We start from the raw sequence: 23605 nt of genomic DNA on the forward strand, positions 1-23605 counted from the left end.
CGAGTTGGGGATCTCTCAAGACTTTGTCTAAAAGAGATTTCGACTCCCTCATCTCCCAATCTAGGAAATGACGTAGTTCTAATATCTCGAAACGCAGCGTTCTACAAAGAAAAAAGCGCCCACCAAATGGTGGGCGCTTAATTAAGTATTAGCAAAGCTCGCTAAAATTATGCTGGCTCTTGGAAGATAACCTCAGCCGCTTTCTTGGTGTACTCATCCATCTTGTGGAAGTTCAAGTAACGGTAAGTATCTGCAGCTGTCGCATCGATTTGCTTCGCGTATTCCAAGTACTCTTCCTTCGTTGGAATCTTACCTAGAATTGCACCAACCGCCGCTAGCTCAGCTGAAGCAAGGTATACATTTGCACCTGTACCTAGACGGTTCGGGAAGTTACGCGTTGAAGTCGACATTACTGTTGCTTTGTCTGCTACACGTGCTTGGTTACCCATACATAGCGAACACCCAGGAGTTTCAATACGAACACCTGCGCGGCCGTAAATACCGTAGTAACCCTCTTCCGTCAGTTGGTCGCGGTCCATCTTCGTTGGTGGCGCTACCCATAGACGAGTATCTAATTGACCACCGAATTGCTCTAGCAGTTTACCTGCTGCACGGAAGTGACCAATGTTAGTCATACAAGAACCGATGAACACTTCATCAATCTGTGTGCCTTGAACTTCTGATAGAAGACGAGCGTCATCTGGATCGTTCGGTGCACATAGGATTGGCTCGTGAATATCTGCTAGGTCGATTTCGATGATGTGCGCGTATTCCGCGTCTGCATCCGCTTCCATCAACTCTGGATTAGCCAACCACTCTTCCATCGCTGTGATACGACGCTCGATAGTACGACGGTCGCCGTAACCTTCCGAGATCATCCACTTAAGCATGGTGATGTTTGAGCTTAGGTATTCCTCGATAGACTCTTGAGATAGCTTAACGGTACAACCTGCTGCTGAACGCTCTGCTGACGCATCTGATAATTCGAATGCCTGCTCGACCGTTAGGTGCTCAACACCTTCTATTTCTAGTACGCGACCAGAGAACTCGTTGATCTTACCTGCTTTCTCAACCGTCAATAGACCTTGTTGAATTGCGTAGTAAGGAATCGCATGCACAAGGTCACGTAGCGTAATACCCGGCTGCATTTCACCTTTAAAGCGCACCAAGATTGACTCTGGCATATCCAGTGGCATAACACCTGTCGCTGCAGCGAACGCAACAAGACCGGAGCCTGCTGGGAATGAAATACCTAGCGGGAAACGAGTATGCGAGTCACCACCTGTACCTACAGTATCAGGCAGAAGCATGCGGTTTAGCCATGAGTGAATGACACCATCACCCGGACGAAGTGATACACCGCCACGGTTCATGATGAAGTCAGGTAGAGTATGGTGCGTGTTTACATCGACTGGTTTTGGATAAGCAGACGTGTGACAGAATGACTGCATCACAAGATCAGCAGAGAACCCCAGACACGCAAGGTCTTTTAGCTCATCACGAGTCATAGGACCGGTTGTATCTTGAGAGCCAACTGTGGTCATCTTAGGCTCACAGTATTGACCTGCACGTACACCTTCAACGCCACATGCCTTACCTACCATCTTCTGAGCTAGTGTGTAACCTTTGTCAGATTCTGAAGGGTCAACTGGCTTAGCAAACAGGTCTGTTTCTTCTAGGCCCAGTGATGCACGAGCACGGCTTGTTAGGCCACGACCAATGATAAGTGGAATACGACCACCAGCACGAACTTCATCAAGCAGTACTTTGCTCAGTTCAAAGCTAGAGATCTCTTCACCGTTTTTACGTACAACGCCTTCGTATGGGAAGATATCAATGACATCACCCATGTTCATGTTCTGTACGTCTAGTTCGATTGGGAGTGCGCCAGAGTCTTCCATTGTGTTGTAGAAGATAGGAGCAATCTTACCGCCTAAACAGATACCACCAGTGCGCTTGTTTGGTACGTATGGGATATCTTCGCCCATAAACCAAAGCACTGAGTTAGTCGCGGACTTACGAGAAGAGCCCGTACCAACAACATCACCCACGTAGGCTAATGGGATGCCGTCTTTTTGTAGCTCTTCAATCTGATTGATAGGACCAACGCTGCCTGGTTGATCTGGCACGATGCCATCACGCTCCATCTTCAGCATCGCTTTTGCGTGTACTGGGATATCAGGACGAGACCAAGCATCTGGTGCTGGAGACAAGTCATCGGTGTTGGTTTCACCAGTAACTTTAAATACTTTAACAGTAATCTGTTCCGCGACTTTCTTCTTCGATGTGAACCATTCTGCGTCTGCCCATGATTGCAGGACTTGTTGCGCGAATGCGTTGCCAGCTTTGGCTTTCTCTTCAACATCATAGAAAGCATCAAACATCAGTAGGGTATGAGATAACGCTTTAACTGAGATTGGTGCCAGTAGGTCATCATCTAGGAATTCAACTAGAGGCGCGATGTTGTAACCGCCTTGCATCGTACCTAGTAGCTCAGCCGCTTTTTCACGGCTTACTAATGGTGATTCCACTTCACCTTTTGCTACCGCCGTTAGGAAACCCGCTTTTACATAAGCAGCTTCATCTACACCCGGTGGGATACGGTTCTCTAGTAGGTCAAGAATAAATGCTTCTTCACCTTGTGGGGGATTTTTCAGAAGTTCAACAAGTCCAGCAACTTGTTCAGCGTCTAGCGGTTTAGGAACAACTCCTTCGGCAGCACGCTCTTCGACGTGTTTACGGTAGGCTTCAAGCACGACTTTTTTCCTCTCATTGCGGTTCCTCCTTTTTAATTACTATTTTTCAAAGTAAAGGAGTGAACATCCTTGGAAACTTGGCTCTCCATTGCCCTTGTTTTCATTCAATTCTGATTGAGAAACAGCGCCGTAGAGGCCAAACTGTGGGCGAAAGGATAGCAAATTTAACCTTAAATTAAAATCTCATCATTTTGACCAACATAGCAACTTACGACTAAAGTCCGGTAAATTTTGGCTAAATATGCGGAGATCTTGCTGTCCTATTCCCGGTTATTTAAATGATGTTCCAACGATCAGGTACACAGCATCTAAATCTTGCTCTGTACGACCGTATGCCAACATGATCGGCCCAATTGGAGAGTCTACTCCAAAGAAAACCGACGCAGCATTATACAGTGGCGCCTCATGCAACTTGAGATCGTTGTCTGACCAAACACCACCATGTTCAAGGGATGCACCTACATATACTGGTGCCTCAAACAGCCCGAAGTCGTTATCCATCCATTTATAACGATACACCAAGCTGGTATAGAATAAGTTCTGCCCAATGAGGCTGTTACGTGGAATCCCTGACAAATTCAAGAAGCCGCCAAGCTCACGAGGATCAAGAGGGATAGAAGAGTTTTTGCTCTCAACAAAGCTGTATTCTGCTTGTCCGACTAAAGTATGACGGGAGTATGTCGCCGCCCCTTTGAAACGCGCCGTAATTTCATACACGGTATCTTCAATTTCACCGCTTGGGCTGGTTTGACGGAAATCCTCTGGGCTCTTGTCGTGAGACACTAAGTAATCCAAATCAATCAGCATACCTCGCGTTGGGAATGCAAAATCATCTAGCGTATCCAAACGGTAGTTGGCAAACACCCCTAAACGCTGATAATCAAAAGTTCCTGCAGAACCAATGGTTGATGCTTCGATGCCACCTTTGGTGTAGCGCCCACCAATACGGAATTCTTGCCACAGTGTCGGTTGCACACCCGCAGCGAGCTCGGTAATGAACTCGGTATAAGAAACCGGAAGGAAGTCATACACTGAACCGATGTCTGGGTTTTCTATTTCAGTAAAAGGCCAGTTACGGTTTTCATTGTTGTAATTGAGCTTACTGGAAACAAATAATTCTTGGCTCGAAAGGACCGGAGAGTATAACTCCGCTTCAATCAACTTATCCGTTCCCATCTCAACGTTGAATGTCAGTTCTGCTCCATGAGAGTTCAAATTGGTAAAGTTGGCCGACATACCAATGCCGTACTGACTATCCGTATCGAAGTCATCTTCCAAAAAGAAGCGGAAGTTAAGGTAGTTTGGTCCCCAAGATTTTTCATTCACCTCAAAGACGAGCAGGTTTACCCCGTCAATTTCTTCAAAGTGGTAGGTGATCAATTCAAAACGATCTAGGGCATACAGGTTTTCAACCGCCTTTTCGATCTCTGCGGTTTTCAATGGGCGCCCAGTATCCAGCTCCAAACGGTTTGTCAGGAGTACATCGCTGTAGTGGGTGTTATTTACTAGGACGATCTGATCAACAACACGCTGATCACCATATTTGAGTTCTTTTCGTATCTCTTGTTTGTGATCGATGTATTGCTGGTACTCAGCATTCGACACACTCAAGCTTTCAAGTTTGGATTGAAGACCTTTGGTAATGTCATAGCCCGCTTGAAAAGCACTTGGCATTTTTTCGAACTCTACCGTCTCCATTTGTCCCACATCAGGACGAATGTATACATCATCCCCACTTAAGGTTTCAGCTTGTTCTTGAGTGCTGCGACGGACAAGATAGTTGGAGAGTTGGTCGGCAACCGTGAATAATCCTGTGAAGTCTTCTTTGCTTTTGTAGTCGGTGCTGATATCCACCGCAATCACAATATCGGCGCCCATTGCACGAGCAACATCGACTGGCATGTTATTGACAACACCACCGTCCACCAGCATGTGACCATTGAGCTCATAGGGAGGGAGCGCACCAGGAACCGACATACTCGCCATCATGGCATCAACCAGATAACCGTTATCGAGAACGACCTCTTCTAACTCGACAATGTCAGTCGCTACCGAACGGTATGGGATCGCAAGATTATCAAAAGAGCTGAATCGGCCTAAGTTACCCGTTGTTTCACGTAGAATTCGTAGCATGTTCTGCCCTTGTACTACGCCGGTTGGTGAACGGATTTCCCCGAATCTTAAGCCAAGGTCTGTGGTGATTTGATAACGGTCTTCGTATTCTTTGTCGCGGACACGACGTTGGCTGCGGTCAACACGGTCTCGGTAACCGCTGTTCCAATCGACGCTGTAGATAAAGCTTTCGATTTCATCCGCGCTCATGCCAGTAGCGTACAGGCCACCGACATAAGCCCCCATGCTAGTGCCCGTAATAATGTCGACCGGAATGTGCATTTCTTCGAGTGCTTTTAGTACACCGATATGAGCCGCACCTTTCGCCCCACCGCCAGCTAATACCACCGCGATTTTAGGGCGAGAGTGATCATCATCAACGTGCTTTGCAAAGGAAGGCGTTGCGATCAAAAAGGAGCAGACCCATAGCGCAACATAACGCCCCCACGGGTTTAAAATCGACTTTTTGAACATTCACTTCTTCCTTTGCTGAATATTGAACAGTTATTTTTACTAAGATTTGAACAACTTCACAAGTCAGTGATGGTGTTTTTGGTAGCCCTACCAATCAAATAAGCTATTCAACCAGTTTGATTTTTTCTCACACTGCTGTTTGATTTGCCCAGACTTGTCCCACACTGGCAGCTTGTATTCACTGCGACAGTTCATTTCCAGCGCGCCAGTAGCAGCTTTTTGGAAACCTAATGTGGTCACTTCTTTTGGCCAAGGCAACTCTAGTCGCTCAGGGATGCGTTGCTTTAGGTATTCCGCGTAAACACGTAATGCGCCACTTGAACCAGTCAGTTTGGTAGACTTGTTATCATCGCGACCAAGCCACACTGTGGTTACTTCACGGCCATCGACACCCACGAACCAACTGTCACGACTATCGTTACTGGTACCCGTTTTTCCGGCTAGCGCAGCCCATGCGAACTGGCTTTGTAGGAAGCGTCCCGTACCTTGAGCAACACCTTGCTTCATCGCGTAAGTCGTTAGCCACGCAGCTTGCTGATCAACCGCTTGAGATGAGCGCGGCAATGACTGGTAAAGTACATTACCATCCATGTCGATCACCGAGCGTAATGCCGATAACTTAGCGCGCTTGCCTGAGTTAGTGACCGTTTGATACATCTGTGCCACTTCAAATGGTGTCAGTGAGAATGAACCAAGGAACATCGAAGGTACTGGGCGAATTTCGCTCTTATCAACCCCCAATCGCTCTAAAGTATCCGAAACTTCTGGAATACCCAGCTCCATACCCAAACGTACCGTTGGTACATTGAGGGATTTCGCTAAGGCTAAGTACAACGGCACATCGCCACGGAACTTACGGTCGAAGTTGCGTGGTGACCAAACCGAACCTTTACTGCCCTTTAGGCTTAACGGCGTATCGTGCAGGGTCGTTGCAAGGTTGTATTTCTCAGGTTGCTCTAACGCGGTTAAATAGATGGCAGGTTTAACCAAAGAGCCAATCGGACGACTCGCATTCAAGGCACGGTTAAAGCCTTCATAACCAACGCGTTTACCACCGACCATGGCACGGATTTCACCACTATGGCGATCTACCGCAACGGCAGCGGCTTCTAGATCTTTTCCGGCACGTTTAGCAAGCTCAGGGACTTTCTTCGCGATAGCTTGCTCTAACTTACTTTGCGATACAGGGTCGAGAGAAGTAAACAAACGTAAGCCTGTTTCAGCTTTGAAGTTATCACCTACTTTTTCTTTCAGCTCAATGTTCAGTTGTTGGAAGTACGCCGGCTGACGACTCGCGATACGAGGTTTGCTCTGTGTATCGAGCGGGCGATTTACCGCTTGTTCGTACTGCTCTGCAGTCAACATGTCTTGTTGCATCAACAGACGCAATACCAAGTCACGACGGGTTTTAGTGCGCTCAGGGTAGCGAATTGGGTTGTAGTAAGACGGTCCTTTCACCATACCAACTAACATAGCGAGTTGGTCGATACGAAGCTCTTGAATCGGTTGACCGAAGTAGTAACGCGATGCCAAAGCAAAACCATGAATGGCATCCCCACCGCTCTGACCTAAGTAAACTTCGTTTAGGTAAGCTTCAAGAATACGGTCTTTACTGTAGCGGTAGTCCAGAATCAGAGCAATGTATGCTTCACGGACTTTTCGCCATAAGGTTTTATCGCGTGTCAGGAATAAGTTTTTCGCTAGCTGCTGAGTCAAGGTACTGCCGCCCTGAACGGTGCGACCCGCTTTGATGTTAGCAACAAGTGCACGGCCAATCGCCAGCGGCGAAACACCATCATGCTGATAAAAATCACGGTCTTCGGTTGCTAACAGCGCATCGACAAGCACTTCTGGGAATTGATCTCGACGTAAGAACAGGCGCTGTTCATTCTGATCTTTTTCCAACATTCCTAGCATCTTAGGTTCAATGCGCAGGTAACCAAGATCGCCTTTGGATTCCAAAGATTGAATGCGCTGTAGACCACTGCTTGAAAAATGCAGCATGACGTGACGATCAGGCTCAGGGCCATCAGCAAACTCGAACGGACGACGAATAAGCTCAATACGCGTTGAAGAAGAAGAGTATTCACCAGGGTAACGAGGCTGACTCACCTTACGGTAGTTCAATACATCAAGCTCATTACGCATCTCTTTGATGGTAATGTTCTCACCCGGACTTAAATTGAGGATACGCGCATAAACGACAGTTGGTAGATCAAACAACTGGCCGTCAAAACGATCTTTAACCACACTATCGAGATAAATCCCAACAAACAACAATACCGCAGCTAACGCGACACCCGCCTTCCAGCTAAATGACCAAATAGTTTTAAGCCAAGAGCGCTTGCCATTACTCGGCTTTTTCGATGGCGATTTTCTCGGTCGCTTCGCGCCGCTTTTCTTAGCGGTTGTCGTTTTACTTGACGTTGTTTTCTTCGCTGGTGCTCGTTTTGCACCGGGCTTTTTAGTATCAGTCATTATTCAATTGTCTTTTTGTCTTCGTTGTCGCTACATGAGTGGCAGGATCGTCAGGCCAAACGTGTTTTGGATATCGGCCTTTCATCTCTTTCTGCACTTCTTTGTAGCTTCCTGCCCAAAAGGCAGCTAAATCCGTTGTCACCTGAAGAGGACGTTGTGCTGGAGAAAGTAACTCTAACACCAATCGCTTACGACCTTGCGCCACAGTTGGAGAAGCACTTTCGCCAAACACTTCTTGCATACGCACTGATAACACGGGCTCATGGCCAAACTGGTAGCGAATGCGCTTTTTCGATCCCGTTGGTAGGCGATAATCTTCTGGCAACCACTCATCAATATTTTGATTCAAAGGCCAACCGAGTCGAGCATTCAGCGCTTCCACTAAGTTCACTTTTGCCAAATCTTTTACCGATGAGACTGTGCTCATGTAAGGCTCTAGCCACTCTTCTAAATTATTAAGCAAGTGAGCTTCATCGAAACTTGGCCAATCTTGCTCTGGTAACCATTCCACTGCGCAGCGAATACGTTCTAACAAATTTTCCGCTGCCGGTGTCCAGTTTAGACTTTGTAAGCCCTGACGGCGGACATACGTGAGTAAAGCTTGTGTCATTTTTTCTTTACCCGGACTCGGCAAGGCTTCGCGCTTAATCACCAATTGACCAAGTTTGATTTGGCGTTCGGCAATCAAACGGCCTTTTTTCTCATCCCAATCAACCAGCTCAGTCGTCGTGAAAAGCTGCTCGAATGTTTCTTGTAATGCGTTGATATCTAAGTCACAAGCTAGGTTAATTTGGCTTGAGTTAGAATGCGAACGCATTAAATCAATCGCGACTAAGTAATCACAACCACCGAGTGTCTCTTCTGGTCGACACTCGGCACCATGCCCGTTCGACAAAGTAAAACGACCATATTGGTTAACACGTTGCTGCGCAATGCGATCTGGGAAAGCCAAGCTCAATACTAACGCCAGCACTCGCTCATCAACTTTAGCTAGGCTGAATGCCGTATCCAGTTTGTGCGCCAGTGTTTGAGAACGCTTGTGTAATATGGCTTTCTTTGTGTGTGTTCCACTTACCCAGCGATGCAGGCTATGCGCTACGTTAGTCACATTGCGTTCCGGCTCTTCAATTAGGGCGACCGCAGCCAAGGCGGTATTTAGCATTTTTTCACTGTGCTGCTGCGTCTGAATCAGCATAGCTGCTGAGCGCGGTTCTACACCAAGAGCGTGAGCCGTCTTACCTGCAGAAGTAAGCTGGCCTTGTTCGGTGAGTAACCCTAACGAAATTAACAGCTGTTTGGCCTGAGCAAGCGATACTGAAGAAGGAATATTAAGCCACTTCAGCTCAGATATATCCCCAGCGCCCCAGAATGCCAGCTCCATCACTAAGCTTGCTAAGTCTGAATGTAGGATTTCTGGCTGAGGTACTTGCGGTTGTTGCTTGAATTGGCTTTCCGAATACAGTCGAACACAAATCCCTTCTTCGGTACGCCCTGCACGACCGGCACGTTGAATCGCAGAAGATTGCGCCACACGCACTTGCTCTAATCGCGTCAGGCCATTTTTCAAATCAAAGCGTGCCACACGCTCTAAGCCCGAATCCACCACCAAGCGAATGCCCTCAATGGTCAAAGAGGTTTCGGCAATATTGGTCGCCAATACGACTTTCCGTTTGCCAGAGGAAGCCGGTGAGATGGCTTTTTGCTGCTCGGCAAAGCTAAGTTGACCATACAGAGGACACACTTCGACGTTATCAGGTAAGTGTGACAAGCGCTCTTCGACCCGTTTAATCGCCGCAACACCGGGAAGGAAAGCCAGCAAAGAGCCGGATTCTTTGACCATCAAGTTCTCGATCGTTTTTGCCACGGATGTTGGCAGATGGTCATTCGCCCCAAGCGGTAAATAACGCGTTTCCACCTCAAAACTACGACCTTCCGACTCAATGTAATCCGCCTCTGGTAATAAGGATTGCAAAGCATCTTGGTCTAGCGTTGCCGACATGACCACCAGCTTTAAGTCGTCTCGCAGCGCTTCTTGCACTTCTAAGCTAAATGCCAAGGCGGTATCCGCATGAATACTGCGCTCGTGAAATTCATCAAAGATCAGTAGCTCGATACCATCTAACTCTGGGTCCTTTTGGATCATGCGCGTCATGATCCCTTCGGTCACGATTTCCAACTGGGTATGATTACTCACCTTTGTCTCGCCGCGCACTCGGTAACCCACCCGCTCGCCAACTTGCTCCCCCAACTGCTGCGCTAAGTAACGTGCAATGTTTCGTGCAGCAAGGCGACGAGGCTCTAGCATCACGATTTTACCCGTTACGGTTTGGCTTTTAAGAAGTTGCAGCGGAAAGTAAGTAGATTTACCTGCACCAGGGGCGGCTTTGAGGATCACTTGATGTTGATTTTTGACCGCCGTAAGTAATTGTGGCATCACGGCTTCAATCGGCAATTGTGACAAAGGAAATACCCTATGTTGTAATGTTGGCCACATTGTACATAAAAACACTCTTGGCTAAATAAGCAAATGCAATTCAAACCCGCTCTAGAGTCAGCGACTCTGCTCAAACGCTACAAACGCTTCCTTGCCGATATCGAACTGGATAGTGGTGAAATGCGTACCATCCACTGCGCAAACACCGGCGCAATGACAGGCTGCGCAACACCGGGCAATAAAGTTTGGTATTCCACTTCTGACAACCCCAAGCGTAAATACCCAAACAGTTGGGAACTTAGTGAGACCGCACAAGGGCACAGAATTTGTATCAATACTGCTCGTGCTAACCAATTAGCGGTAGAAGCCATTGAAAATGATGTCATTTCAGAACTCGTTGGATATGACCAACTTCAAACTGAGGTGAAATACGGCAATGAAAATAGCCGAATTGATATCTTGCTCAGCGCAAGTGACAAACCAAAGTGCTATATAGAGGTGAAAAGCGTCACGCTGCTTGATGAAGAAAGCCCATCAGGACAAGGTTACTTCCCTGATGCCGTGACTACTCGGGGACAAAAACACCTGCGAGAGCTCACAGAAATGGCACAAACTGGAAGTAGAGCCATACTTTTATTCACTGTTTTGCATTCAGGTATTGAAAAAGTATCTGCGGCGCACCATATAGACGCGAAATATTCAACGTTACTAAAACAAGCACAAGACGCTGGAGTAGAAGTTCTCTGCTACAAAGCCGAACTGAGCAATACTGAAGTCAAGTTAATCTCTGCTATTGAATTTATCAATTAAGAGAAAAAATGATGTCGTCTTCACATTGACGATAAGTTTGCGATTCAGTAATTGCCTGCACCGCCTCTTTTTGCTATAGATACCCGCCTTAAATTGACTGCAATGCAGTTGACTAGGTGTAAGTAGGAGATGCTGTATGCCAGAATCAAAGAAGAAAACGATAGGCATCCTAGCCATTGCCGGTGTGGAGCCATATCAGGAAAAGCCTGGTGAAGAGTACATGTCACCAGAGCAGGTTGAACACTTTACAAAGATCTTAACAGCTTGGCGTAATCAGCTCAGGGAAGAAGTCGATCGCACTGTACACCACATGCAGGACGAAGCAGCAAACTTCCCAGATCCAGTTGACCGTGCTTCTCAAGAGGAAGAGTTCAGCTTAGAACTGCGTAACCGTGACCGTGAGCGTCGTCTGATCAAGAAGATCGAAAAAACTCTAGACAAAATTACTGAAGACGATTTCGGCTTCTGTGAATCTTGTGGCGTAGAGATTGGCGTTCGTCGCCTAGAAGCGCGTCCAACTGCTGATCTTTGTATTGACTGCAAAACGCTTGCAGAAATCAAAGAGAAACAGATGCAAGGTTAATTGACCTAGCATTATGATTATTGAAAGGGAGCTCAGGCTCCCTTTTTGTTTTGATTAGCTTTTTAACACTAAGCTTGTAGTTTTACCCGGATATTTCGAGATACACGCATGACACGCTATGTGGGTCGATTTGCCCCATCCCCTTCAGGCCCTTTGCATTTTGGCTCCTTAGTGGCCGCTTTAGGCAGCTACTTTCAAGCAAAAGCCAATCAAGGCACTTGGCTGGTTCGTATTGAAGACCTTGATCCACCAAGAGAAATGCTAGGCGCTTCTGAAATGATTCTAGACGCGCTTAAGGCGTACCACTTGCATTGGGATGGAGAGGTGGTTTATCAAAGCGAGCGACATCACCTCTATCAAGCACAAATCGATGCTTGGTTAGAAAATGGGGATGCCTACTATTGCCAGTGCACGCGTAAGCAAATTAAAGAGCGCGGTGGTTATTATCCCGGCACTTGCCGCGACAAAGGCTTGAAAGAAGGCGCGATTCGCCTAAAAATGCCCAAGCCTATTGCCGACTTCCTCGATCAGAAGCACGGTTTGATGACCATTCCTGAAGCGTTAGTAAATGAAGATTTCATTATTAAACGCCGAGATGGATTATTTGCCTATAATCTTGCGGTAGTATTAGACGACATTGACCAAGGCGTGACTGAAGTTGTCCGTGGCGCTGACTTAATAGAGCCCACTGGCCGTCAAATCAGCTTGTACCAAATCCTTGGACAGCCTGAAGTCAGCTATTTACATTTACCATTGGCAATGGACAGCAACGGCAATAAATTGTCGAAGCAAAATCATGCGACAGCCATTGATGTCGATAATCCGAAGCCTGCTCTGCTGCATGCTATGACGTTTTTAGGATTCGATATTCCTGAAGATATGAAAGCCGCTAACCTAGACGAAATCCTACGTTGGGGCTGCGAAAATTGGCGTTTAGAACAGCTTCCAGCAGAGATCGAGATCACATCGTGATTCTCAAACGGGACTGTGTAAGCTATTATTAGCCGCAAAATTGGCCCTAGTGGCGTAAAAAACTAACCAAAGCAAGATTGGATTAAACCCAGTTATTGCCAGATGCACATGAATACAAACGACTATACAACAAGCGAATCTGCCATGATCCCAGAACTCGCTCTCAATGTAATTACTCGTGAAGAGCACAACATTTCGCGTAAGCAGATCAGTGACAATGCACTGAAGGTGCTATACCGACTAAACGGTGCCGGTTTCGATGCTTTTCTTGTGGGTGGCGGGGTTCGAGACTTACTGCTTGGACAAAAACCAAAAGACTTTGATATCGCAACCAACGCGACACCAGAACAGATCAAACAGCTATTTAGAAACTGCCGTTTGATTGGCCGTCGCTTCCGTCTCGCACACATTATGTTTGGTCGAGACATCATCGAAGTTGCGACCTTCCGTGGTCACCACCAAGAGCAAAAAAACAAGAACGTTTCTCAGCAGTCAAAAGAAGGCATGCTGCTTCGTGACAATGTTTACGGCACTATTGATGAAGATGCAGAGCGCCGTGACTTCACGATTAACTCGATGTACTACAACATCGCAGACTACTCAATACACGACTATGCACGTGGCATTGAGGATCTAGAAGACCGTCTTGTTCGCCTGATCGGTGATCCAGAAACCCGTTACCGCGAAGACCCAGTGCGCATGCTGCGTGCGATTCGCTTTGCTGTGAAGCTCGACTTCGACATCGAAGAAGACACCGCAGCACCGATTGAAGAGATGGCACCGCTGCTACGCGATATCCCATCGGCGCGTCTATTCGAAGAATCGTTGAAGATGCTTCAATCTGGTCACGGCCTAGAAACTTATCACCTACTGCGTGAATACAACCTATTCCAGCAGCTTTTCCCTGCGATTGCTGAACACTTCACTGAAGATTACGAATCTCACACTGAGCAAATGCTTGATTTGGTGCTTGATTCAACCGATATGCGTATCGAAGAAGGCAAACGCATCAATCCAGCATTCATGTTTGCTGCCATGCTGTGGTACCCGCTATGCGCAATGGCTGACAAACTGATGGAACAGCATAACCTGTGCCATTACGACGCCATCATGGAAGCGAGCAACATCATTCTTGATGACCAAGTACGTACCATTGCGATTCCACGCCGTCATACCGCGACAATTCGTGAAATTTGGCAGCTACAATTACGTCTTCCACGACGCAATGGCAAACGCGCATTCCGCCTCATGGAGCTCAACAAATTTAGAGCTGGCTTTGATTTTCTTGAAATGCGCGGTGAAATTGAGGGTGGAGACACTCAGAAGCTTGCCAAGTGGTGGGAAACTTTCCAAAATGCGGGCCGAGAAATGCGCCAAGCCATGGCTGGCGATCTCGATGGCCAACGCCGCCGTAAAACCTATCGCAAGAAAAAGAGTAAGCCGAAATCATGATCACAGCGTACATTGCGGTAGGCAGTAACTTGGCTGATCCCGTCAGCCAAGCGAAGCAAGCGATCGAGGCATTAAAAACGCTACCAAACTCCGAGTTTGTGCAAGCCTCTTCGCTCTACAGTAGCACGCCGATGGGACCACAAAACCAACCGGATTACATCAATGCGGTGGTGGCGATTAAAACCAATTTGACGCCTCTTGAACTGCTCGATTGCACCCAAGCGATTGAGCAGGAACAAGGGCGTGTCCGTAAAGAAGAACGCTGGGGCCCAAGAACCTTGGACCTCGACATGATTCTGTACGGCAATGAGGTGATTGATTCCGAAAGACTGACAGTTCCACACTATGGAATGAGAGAGCGCGAGTTCGTACTCTACCCTCTTGCGGAAATTGCACCAAGTTTACAACTCCCAGACGGGACCGAGGTGTCGTCACTACTTGAACAAGTAGATCGCAACGGCCTCAATATTTGGCAGTCATAGCCAACTCCTAGTGAGGATAAAACAATGAAAAAAATGACCATTAACGACCTGATTAAGTGGAAGCAAGAAGGTCGTAAATTTGCTACTTCAACTGCATACGATGCAAGCTTTGCCCAACTTTTTGAAAGCCAAGAAATGCCAGTACTGCTGGTCGGCGACTCTCTAGGCATGGTTCTGCAAGGTAAAACAGATACATTGCCAGTAACCGTTGAAGATATCGCTTATCACACGCGCTCTGTACGCGCTGGTAGCCCAAACTGTCTATTGATGGCTGATATGCCATTCATGAGCTACGCAACGCCAGAACAAGCATGTGAGAACGCAGCAACGCTAATGCGTGCTGGTGCAAATATGGTAAAAATCGAAGGCGGCGATTGGTTAGTTGATACTGTTAAGATGCTAACTGAACGCGCAGTTCCTGTTTGTGCTCACCTAGGCCTGACCCCACAATCTGTAAACATCTTTGGTGGTTACAAAGTACAAGGCCGCGATCAAGAAAAAGCCGATCGCATGGTGAAAGACGCATTGGCCCTGCAAGAAGCCGGCGCTCAAATTGTTTTGTTAGAATGTGTACCTGCTGAATTGGCAGCTCGTATTACTCAAGTTCTTGATGTGCCAGTGATCGGCATCGGTGCTGGTAATGTGACCGACGGCCAGATTCTTGTTATGCATGATATGTTTGGAATTTCGGCGAACTACATGCCAAAATTCTCGAAAAACTTCCTTGCTGAAACAGGCGATATGCGCAAAGCCGTGGCTCAATACATGGCTGAAGTTGAAAGCGGTGCATTCCCAGACGAAGCTCATACCATTGCCTAGAGGATAAATGCATGCAAACTTTTGCGGAAATCTCAGCGATTCGTGAACAGGTAAAAACCTTTAAGCGTGAAGGTCGCAAAGTAGCGTTTGTTCCAACAATGGGCAACCTACACGAAGGTCACCTTACGCTTGTTCGTAAAGCTCGCGAATACGCGGATGTCGTTGTCGTAAGCATCTTTGTAAACCCGATGCAGTTTGACCGTGCAGACGATTTAAATAACTACCCTCGCACCCTAGAAGAAGACCTAAGCAAACTAGGTGGTGAAGGCGTAGAAGTGGTGTTCACTCCAACACCAGAAATCATCTACCCAGAAGGCTTGGACAAACAAACGTTTGTTGATGTTCCTGGCCTATCTACCATTCTTGAAGGCGCGTCTCGCCCAGGTCACTTCCGTGGCGTGACAACCATCGTCAACAAGCTGTTCAACATCGTTCAACCTGATGTGGCTTGCTTTGGTGAGAAAGACTTCCAGCAACTTGCGGTGATTCGCAAAATGGTTGAAGACTTGGCGATGGACATCGAAATCATTGGCGTACCAACCGTACGTGAAATGGATGGCCTTGCAATGAGCTCTCGTAATGGTCTTTTGACCATTGATGAACGTCAACGCGCACCAGTACTTGCTCGCACCATGCGTTGGATCAGCAGTGCGATGCGTGGTGGCCGTGATGATTACGCTTCAGTGATTGAAGATGCGAACGACCAACTGCGTGCAGCGGGTCTACAGCCTGATGAAATCTTCATTCGTGATGCTCGTACACTTCAAGCTATTACTGCAGAGACCACTCAAGCGGTGATTCTAATGTCTGCATTCTTGGGTAAAGCACGCCTAATCGACAACCAAACGGTTGATATGGTCGTAGAAACCAAAGAAGAAGAATCAAGCGAAGCAAACTCAGCAAGCGCTGAATAAGTGAAATAAATAAACGAAAAGGTCGGCACTGAGCCGACCTTTTTTGTATCCGAGGAAAGGAGTTACGAATAAACGCATTGAAGCCCTTCAGGACGTGTCTTGAATCGCTTATGCAACCACATCCATGCAGGAATATCTCTTCGGATCATATTTTCAATCTCTTGGTTTAAAATGCTCGCAGCTTTAACCGGGTTACGTCGTTCAAATTGTTCACTCAAGTCACCACCAACATATAAGGTGTATTGATTGTCGCTTACTACTGTTACACCAGACATCACCGCACACTTGGTTGCATCAACCAATACACTCGACCCCGCCGTACTTGCGGCCTGATTGACGGCGAAGAAAGGCGCAAATACCGAGCTATCCGCACCATAATCGTGATCCGGCAAATACCATAATCGCTGGCCATTCTTTAGGACTTTGAGCATCGACTTTACGTCTTTGCGATCTATCATTTGATGCCCACAACGCGTACGGCCTCGATGTTGAATAAATTCATAAGCGGGATTTGAGTTCGGACGATACACGCCATAGCCTTTCGCAAACTGGCTAAAGATTCTCGCCGTCATTTCCAAGTTAAGGTGATGGCTACATACCACCAACACACCTCGCCTATTCTTTTCTTGCTCAAGCAGGCGCTCTTTACCCACAACTTGAGTTAGACGCTGCACACGCCAATCAGGCCAAAACCACGCCATTCCGGTTTCTATCAACGCCATGCCAGTGTATTTAAAATTTGCCTTTACCAGCTCATCACATTTGGCATCGCTGTATTCAGGAAAACAGAGTTTAAGGTTTCGTTTTGCGATGTTTCTGCGGCGCTTCATCAGCGACATAGCAAGTGAACCAATACCTCTACCTAATGCACGGAGCACTGGATAAGGGAGCAGATTAACGATCAACGCTAATAAACCAAAAGCGAACCACACAGACCAGTATTTGGGACGTAGTAATTTTAAAGAGAAAGGAGGAGATGGGACGACATTCATGGCTTCACTCATTTACAGCAGATGCATTTACGAAAGATGAGTGAAACCTAGCATGTAAAAAGTCGAAAATTTGTATGGGAATGTATTGATGTGCATAGAAAAAGAGCAGCTCTGATGGCTGCTCTTTCGATTGCTTTTTGTATTAGCTTCTTAGACCAATCCCTTTGGTGACCAGATAGTGAGCCACAGCATAAAGCGCGACAACAAATACCGTCAGTACGCTAAACGAGGTGACAATCCCCACGTCGGACACACCAAGGAAGCCATAACGGAATGCATTCACCATGTAGACGATAGGGTTCAGTTTAGACACTCCTTGCCAAAACTCAGGCAGTAGGCTGATTGAGTAAAACACACCGCCAAGGTAAGTCAGCGGCGTCAATACAAACGTCGGGATGATGGAGATATCATCGAACGTTCTCGCGTAAACTGCGTTAATCAAGCCACCGAGTGAGAACACAACCGAAGTCATAAATACCGTCGCGATAATGATGCCCCAGTGATCCACTTGCAAATCAACAAAGAACAGCGACACGAAAGTAACGATGGTGCCCACCAGCAAACCACGAACGACGCCTCCCATAACAAAACCAAGAATGATGACGTAGTTTGGTACTGGCGCAACCAACAACTCCTCAATATTGCGCTGGAATTTAGAACTAAAGAATGACGATGCGACGTTGGAATACGAGTTGGTTATCACCGACATCATGATCAAGCCCGGCACAATGTATTCCATGTAGCTAAAGCCGTTCATTTCACCAATACGAGAACCAATTAGGCTACCGAAGATGATGAAATACAGCGTCATCGTAATCGCTGGCGGCACAAGGGTTTGCACCCAAATTCGTGTGAAGCGATTAATCTCTTTCATCAGTAGGCTACAAAAAGCGGTCCAATATAACTTGTACATTATTGGTTACCTCCACGTACGATGCTGACAAACAGCTCTTCCAAACGGTTTGCTTTATTACGCATAGAGAGTACTTTCACCCCTCTCTCTGAAAGTTGACTAAATACTGAGTTCAGACCTTGGCTCTTGTCCAATTCAATCTCTAATGAACCATTGATCATCGTTTGGCTATTCACACCCGCAAGCTCTGGCATCTCACCATCAAACTCAACATCAAGAATGAAGGTTTCAACACGCAGTTTACCAAGCAGTGCTTTCATGGTCGTATTCTCGATCAGCTCACCTTTATTGATGATACCGATGTTACGACACAGCATTTCTGCCTCTTCAAGGTAGTGGGTTGTTAGGATGATAGTAATGCCCTGCTCTTGGTTAATCTCTTTTAAGAAATCCCACATAGAGCGGCGCAATTCGATATCAACACCCGCAGTTGGTTCATCAAGGATCAGCAACTGAGGTTCATGCATCAAAGCACGGGCAATCATCAAACGGCGCTTCATACCACCGGACAAATTACGCGCGCGTTCTTTACGTTTTTCCCACAAATCGAGCTTAGTTAGGTATTTTTCCGCGCGAACTTTAGCAAGCTCTTTGGATACGCCATAGTAGCCCGCTTGCTGCATTACAATTTGCTCGACCGTTTCAAATTGGTTGAAATTGAATTCTTGTGGCACCAAGCCTAAGTTCTGCTTCGCTAATTCAAGATGCGTATCGATGTCGTAGCCAAAAACCTTCGTCGTACCCGAAGTTTTGTTGACTAAAGAAGAGATAATGCCAATTGTGGTGGATTTACCCGCACCATTTGGCCCAAGAAGTGCGTAGAAGTCGCCTTTTTCTACTGTTAGGCTGATGCCCTTCAACGCTTCAAATCCGCCCGCATAAGTCTTGCGAAGCTGTTCTATTTCTAATGCGTACATTGCGTAATCATTGCCATCTGTTGATGAATCGTGAATGCCAATACCGTTGGGGATCATTGATAGCGACTCAAGAGTCGAAAGCGATATTGCACTGAAGTTGAATTAGTTTATCGTTGAATAACGATGAATACAAATAAACCTTTCTATAAAATTAGAAATAACTATAAATCCTCCCAACGCCATATAGTAAAAAGCGCCATCAAATCTCTCTGATAGCGCTTTTAAATAAGTGACTTAGATTACATCGTTAGCATTTGGTGCTCATCGGTTTCTACATGCTTTACCGCTGCATTCAATGCTTCGTAGCGGAACTTATAAGTGTTCTCATCAGGTACCAAGTCAATCACGTGGAATTTCTCTAACTGCTCACGCGTACGTTGGTTTGGACACAGCAAATAGACTTCACACTCCGCATCCAGAGCATCTTTGATGGCGTTCTCTAGCGCCAACCCAACGGTCACATCAATCATAGGTACATCTGTTAGATCGAGGATCATCACTTCGTAATCCGAGATACTGGAGTGCTGACGCGAAATTGCCTTCGAAACACTGAAGATCATTGGCCCAGAAAGATAAAAGAACAACACTTTACCATTGGCTCTATCTAACAGCCCTCGCTCACTGTCAGTCAGCGGAACATCGTCTTCATCTGCATCACTGATCGCCTTAACTTGGCGTGCTTGCTCACGACTCAAGCGCTCAATGATAATGATGTTAGAGATAAACACACCAAGGCCAACGGCGACAATCAAATCTACGAACACCGTCAATAGCATCACGCCATACATGACCGCCATCCCCGGGAAGCTCACCTTATGAGCACGTTGGATAAAACTCCAATCAAGAATATTGAAACCGACATACACCGCAATGCCGGCCAGCACCGCCATTGGGATTGGCTCCGTCAGACCACTGGCAACCAGTACCACCAACGCCAGAATCAGTGCGCGAATGACTCCGGATAATGGTGAACGAGCACCGACTTGGATGTTGGTTACGGTCCCCATTGTCGCGCCTGCACCTGGCAACGCACCAAACAGGCCAGAGATCATGTTTGCCAAACCTTGCCCGCGCAGCTCCTTGTCCGAATCGTGCTCTTTCCGCGTCAAAGAGTCGCCAATCACTGCGGTTAATAAGGTATCAATACAACCTAGTGTGCCCAGTACCAATGCATCAATAACCATCTCAGTGAACATAGCAGGATCGATATGTGGCACGACCAAAGAAGGCAAACCTGCCGGGATTTCACCGATTCGACGAATGTCTTCTGCATCAAACAGCATAACCGACAACAAAGTAACCGCCACCAGCGCGACAAGTTGAGCGGGAACGTATTTACGATACTGCTTCGGGAAGAAGAATAAGATGCCTAACGTCAGCAAGCCTAAAAATAACTCACTAAACTTTAAGTTAGAGATTGTGTCGGGCAATGCCGATAACGTCCCGATTACTCCACCAGACGGTGCTGCATGACCAAGCAAAGGCGACAACTGCAAGATAATAAGAATCACACCAATCCCTGACATGAATCCTGATATCACACTGTAAGGCATTAACGTAACGTACTTACCCAGCTTCAACGTACCAAGCACAATCTGGAAGGCACCTGCCATCATGACCACAGTGAACGTCATGGCCATACCCGTTTCTGGATACTTAGCCATCATGCTGGTCAGTACCGCGGTCATGATCACCGTCATTGGACCGGTTGGCTCTGAGATGAGGGTATTAGAGCCACCAAATAACGAAGCAAAAAGCCCCACCATGATCGCGCCCCATAAGCCAGCTTCCGCGCCCGCGCCAGATGCCACACCAAAGGCTAACGCAAGAGGAAGTGAAATAATGGCCGTCGTGACACCACCAAACAGATCCCCTTTCAAGTTGATATCCTTAAAGCGACTACCGAACATTGAATTTGCTCCCTGCATTAAAAAGACAAAATGGCATCAATCTAACAAATATTTCGTCAAAGAAAAAAACACAATAAACCCGCGAATTAGCTAGGTTTATTCGCATACTGAATGATGTCTGCATATTTTATGATTTTAACTGCGAGAACTCGTCAGATGAGTCATCTTTGATGAATATTTAACGGGATCGAAATTGTAACATTGTGTATAGTTACAGCGCTGATCGCTTTATAAGCAATAGTGAGTGGTTGGTTTTTTTAATTTTTAGGGAAGTAGATGTCAGATGCCGGAAATTAAACAATTATTCGAAAATAACTCTAAGTGGTCAGAAGAAATCAAATCTGATCGTCCAGAATATTTCGCGAAGCTAGCGGAAGGTCAAAAGCCCGACTTTCTTTGGATTGGTTGTTCAGACAGTCGCGTTCCAGCAGAGCGATTAACTGGGCTTTTCTCAGGCGAGTTATTTGTTCACCGAAATGTTGCTAATCAGGTCATCCACACCGACCTAAACTGCCTCTCTGTAGTGCAATACGCGGTCGACGTATTGAAAGTGAAGCACATCATCGTTTGTGGTCACTACGGCTGTGGTGGTGTTAATGCTGCCATTGATAACCCTCAGCTTGGCTTAATCAATAACTGGCTACTTCACATTCGTGATCTGTACTTTAAACATCGCACTTACCTTGACCAAATGCCTCTTGAAGACCGCGCTGATAAACTGGGTGAAATCAACGTTGCCGAGCAAGTTTACAACTTAGGTAACTCCACCATCATGCAAAACGCATGGGAACGTGGTCAGGATGTGGAAATTCATGGCGTGGTGTACGGAATTGAAGATGGCCGCCTAGAGTACTTAGGCATCCGTTCTAACTCAAAAGAGACCGTGGAAGCTTCTTACCAAAAAGCACTCTCAACGATTCTGAATGAAGACAACAAATTACTTTGTCGCTAAGCAATAAGCTTAACCAGACTGAATAAAAGAAAACGCCCGTTAATTGCTTAACGGGCGTTTTTGTATTCTTTAGACAAAAGTAACGATTACTCTTGTGGTACCACTTTACCGATAAATGGTAGGTGGCGGTATTTTTGAGCGTAGTCGATACCCACACCAACAACGAACTCGTCAGGAATCGCAAAACCGACGTAATCAACTGGCACTTCAACTTCACGACGTGATGGCTTGTCTAGTAGTGTACAGATCGCAATAGACTTAGGCTCACGTAGAGATAGGATTTCACGGATCTTGTTTAGCGTGTTACCTGTGTCGATGATATCTTCAACGATCAGTACGTCTTTGCCTTTGATGTCATCATCAAGGTCTTTCAAGATACGTACGTCACGAGAGCTTTCCATCGTGTTACCGTAGCTAGAAGCGGTCATAAAGTCGACTTGGTGAGTCAGTTCGATTGCACGAGCCAAATCGGCCATAAATACAAATGAACCACGTAGCAAACCAACCATTACCAGATCTTCGCTGCCTTGGTAGCGTTCAGTAATTTGTTTGCCTAATTCACGAATACGTTCCTGAACTTCTTGCTCAGAAATCATGACTTCTACTGTATGTTTCATACTGTGCTCAATTTTCTTTGTGGGTTGAGGTAGGTCGTACGCAAACGATCACCTTATCTTGCGGCGTGTAGTGTAACACCCCGCACCATGGGTTAAAAGCCGCTTGCCATTGCTTTGATTTATTGAATGAAAGTCTTAATTTTAGAACTTATCTAGTTGAATAAAACATCAATAATGACATTACTGTCTATAAATTGTGCATCAGATGTTGACCTCGCACATATGCACCATTACACTCATCAGTGCTTTAAGCAACTATTAAAATAATCAATTAGGGGATTATCCCCAAAACATCAACTCAAATGGCAAGGAAAAAGAAATATGGACTCAATTGCAAAGAGACCTCGTACTAGGCTTTCCCCTCTAAAACGTAAACAGCAACTGATGGAAATCGCTCTTGAAGTGTTTGCTCGTCGCGGCATTGGCCGTGGTGGTCACGCGGATATTGCAGAGATCGCTCAAGTTTCTGTTGCGACGGTATTTAACTACTTCCCTACTCGTGAAGATTTGGTGGATGAAGTTCTGAACCACGTTGTGCGTCAGTTCTCTAACTTCTTGTCGGATAACATCGACTTAGACATCCACGCGCGCGAAAACATCGCCAACATCACTAATGCAATGATTGAGCTAGTAAGCCAAGATTGCCATTGGCTGAAAGTTTGGTTTGAGTGGAGCGCATCGACACGTGATGAAGTATGGCCATTATTCGTGACCACAAACCGCACTAACCAACTTCTAGTGCAAAACATGTTCATCAAAGCCATCGAGCGTGGTGAAGTTTGTGACCAACATGAACCGGAACACTTGGCGAATCTATTCCACGGTATTTGCTACTCTATTTTCGTACAAGCAAACCGCTCTAAGAGCGAAGCTGAGTTAACGAACCTAGTAAGCGCATACTTAGATATGCTATGCATCTACAACCGTGAACATCACTAAAAAATAATTAGGCTTAAAAAATCAAAGGCTGATACTTAGGTATTGGCCTTTTTTGTTTTTGGGAAACGGGAAACGGGAA

18 protein-coding genes are annotated in these 23605 nt (G+C 46.4%); 9 read left to right on the top strand and 9 right to left on the bottom strand.

From position 1 onward, the window contains the following. Positions 1 to 167: 167 nt before the first annotated feature. The 4 genes from acnB to hrpB all read right to left on the bottom strand — a co-directional run bounded on the left by acnB (position 168) and on the right by hrpB (position 10281). Positions 168 to 2756 (bottom strand): bifunctional aconitate hydratase 2/2-methylisocitrate dehydratase, encoded by a 2589-nt coding sequence (gene acnB, locus KIV40_RS25595; RefSeq protein ID WP_285351995.1) that lies wholly within the window; start codon positions 2754 to 2756, stop codon positions 168 to 170. Positions 2757 to 3026: 270 nt separating this feature from the next. Next, the gene (locus KIV40_RS25600) at positions 3027 to 5342 is read right to left on the bottom strand and encodes a patatin-like phospholipase family protein (protein ID WP_285351996.1); all 2316 of its coding nucleotides are present in this window, start codon (positions 5340 to 5342) and stop codon (positions 3027 to 3029) included. A gap of 87 nt (positions 5343 to 5429) precedes the next feature. After that, complete coding sequence (gene mrcB / locus KIV40_RS25605; RefSeq protein WP_285351998.1) at positions 5430 to 7820, bottom strand: penicillin-binding protein 1B; 2391 nt, start codon at positions 7818 to 7820, stop codon at positions 5430 to 5432. Then, entirely contained in the window at positions 7813 to 10281 is a 2469-nt protein-coding gene (gene hrpB, locus KIV40_RS25610; RefSeq protein WP_285352000.1) for an ATP-dependent helicase HrpB, read from the bottom strand. Before hrpB ends, mrcB begins: the two co-directional genes overlap by 8 nt. Positions 10282 to 10347: 66 nt before the next feature. On the opposite strand from hrpB, the gene sfsA reads away from it, so the two are divergent. From sfsA to panC, 7 genes are all read left to right on the top strand, one after another. Beyond that, positions 10348 to 11064: a DNA/RNA nuclease SfsA gene (gene sfsA / locus KIV40_RS25615; protein ID WP_285352001.1), complete on the top strand. Its 717-nt coding sequence runs from the start codon at positions 10348 to 10350 to the stop codon at positions 11062 to 11064. A gap of 136 nt (positions 11065 to 11200) precedes the next feature. Then, positions 11201 to 11647, top strand: a complete 447-nt coding sequence (gene dksA / locus KIV40_RS25620; protein ID WP_005439389.1) for an RNA polymerase-binding protein DksA — start codon at positions 11201 to 11203, stop codon at positions 11645 to 11647. A gap of 108 nt (positions 11648 to 11755) precedes the next feature. Beyond that, positions 11756 to 12619 (top strand): tRNA glutamyl-Q(34) synthetase GluQRS, encoded by an 864-nt coding sequence (gene gluQRS, locus KIV40_RS25625; protein WP_285352003.1) that lies wholly within the window; start codon positions 11756 to 11758, stop codon positions 12617 to 12619. A gap of 102 nt (positions 12620 to 12721) precedes the next feature. Then, positions 12722 to 14071: a polynucleotide adenylyltransferase PcnB gene (pcnB, locus tag KIV40_RS25630; protein WP_285352005.1), complete on the top strand. Its 1350-nt coding sequence runs from the start codon at positions 12722 to 12724 to the stop codon at positions 14069 to 14071. Beyond that, positions 14068 to 14553, top strand: a complete 486-nt coding sequence (folK, locus tag KIV40_RS25635; protein WP_005428652.1) for a 2-amino-4-hydroxy-6-hydroxymethyldihydropteridine diphosphokinase — start codon at positions 14068 to 14070, stop codon at positions 14551 to 14553. The genes pcnB and folK overlap by 4 nt, the downstream gene beginning before the upstream one ends. Positions 14554 to 14577: 24 nt before the next feature. Continuing rightward, a complete protein-coding gene (panB, locus tag KIV40_RS25640) occupies positions 14578 to 15372 on the top strand; it encodes a 3-methyl-2-oxobutanoate hydroxymethyltransferase (protein WP_005531735.1) in 795 nt (264 codons plus the stop codon). Positions 15373 to 15383: 11 nt separating this feature from the next. Next, positions 15384 to 16286: a pantoate--beta-alanine ligase gene (panC, locus tag KIV40_RS25645; RefSeq protein ID WP_012128863.1), complete on the top strand. Its 903-nt coding sequence runs from the start codon at positions 15384 to 15386 to the stop codon at positions 16284 to 16286. Positions 16287 to 16348: 62 nt separating this feature from the next. Here the strand turns inward: panC and KIV40_RS25650 are convergent, their stop codons facing one another. The 4 genes from KIV40_RS25650 to KIV40_RS25665 all read right to left on the bottom strand — a co-directional run bounded on the left by KIV40_RS25650 (position 16349) and on the right by KIV40_RS25665 (position 21018). Continuing rightward, positions 16349 to 17278, bottom strand: a complete 930-nt coding sequence (locus tag KIV40_RS25650; RefSeq protein WP_041853280.1) for a Kdo(2)-lipid IV(A) acyltransferase — start codon at positions 17276 to 17278, stop codon at positions 16349 to 16351. Positions 17279 to 17420: 142 nt separating this feature from the next. Continuing rightward, positions 17421 to 18191 (bottom strand): ABC transporter permease, encoded by a 771-nt coding sequence (locus KIV40_RS25655; protein ID WP_012128865.1) that lies wholly within the window; start codon positions 18189 to 18191, stop codon positions 17421 to 17423. Continuing rightward, the gene (locus tag KIV40_RS25660; protein ID WP_041853462.1) at positions 18191 to 19108 is read right to left on the bottom strand and encodes an ABC transporter ATP-binding protein; all 918 of its coding nucleotides are present in this window, start codon (positions 19106 to 19108) and stop codon (positions 18191 to 18193) included. The genes KIV40_RS25655 and KIV40_RS25660 overlap by 1 nt, the downstream gene beginning before the upstream one ends. A 239-nt stretch (positions 19109 to 19347) precedes the next feature. Further along, positions 19348 to 21018: a SulP family inorganic anion transporter gene (locus tag KIV40_RS25665; RefSeq protein ID WP_041853279.1), complete on the bottom strand. Its 1671-nt coding sequence runs from the start codon at positions 21016 to 21018 to the stop codon at positions 19348 to 19350. A 283-nt stretch (positions 21019 to 21301) separates the two neighbouring features. Between KIV40_RS25665 and can the strand changes: the two genes are divergently transcribed. Next, a complete protein-coding gene (can, locus tag KIV40_RS25670; RefSeq protein ID WP_012128868.1) occupies positions 21302 to 21970 on the top strand; it encodes a carbonate dehydratase in 669 nt (222 codons plus the stop codon). Between the two features lie 86 nt (positions 21971 to 22056). Here the strand turns inward: can and hpt are convergent, their stop codons facing one another. Beyond that, on the bottom strand, positions 22057 to 22587 hold the full coding sequence (hpt, locus tag KIV40_RS25675) for a hypoxanthine phosphoribosyltransferase (RefSeq protein WP_005428667.1): 531 nt from the start codon (positions 22585 to 22587) through the stop codon (positions 22057 to 22059). A gap of 321 nt (positions 22588 to 22908) precedes the next feature. Here hpt and opaR point away from each other — a divergent pair, with 321 nt between their 5' ends. Continuing rightward, the gene (gene opaR, locus KIV40_RS25680; RefSeq protein ID WP_005428669.1) at positions 22909 to 23526 is read left to right on the top strand and encodes a transcriptional regulator OpaR; all 618 of its coding nucleotides are present in this window, start codon (positions 22909 to 22911) and stop codon (positions 23524 to 23526) included. The last annotated feature ends 79 nt before the right edge of the window (positions 23527 to 23605 follow it).

It is taken from the genome of Vibrio sp. D173a (genome assembly GCF_030248475.1).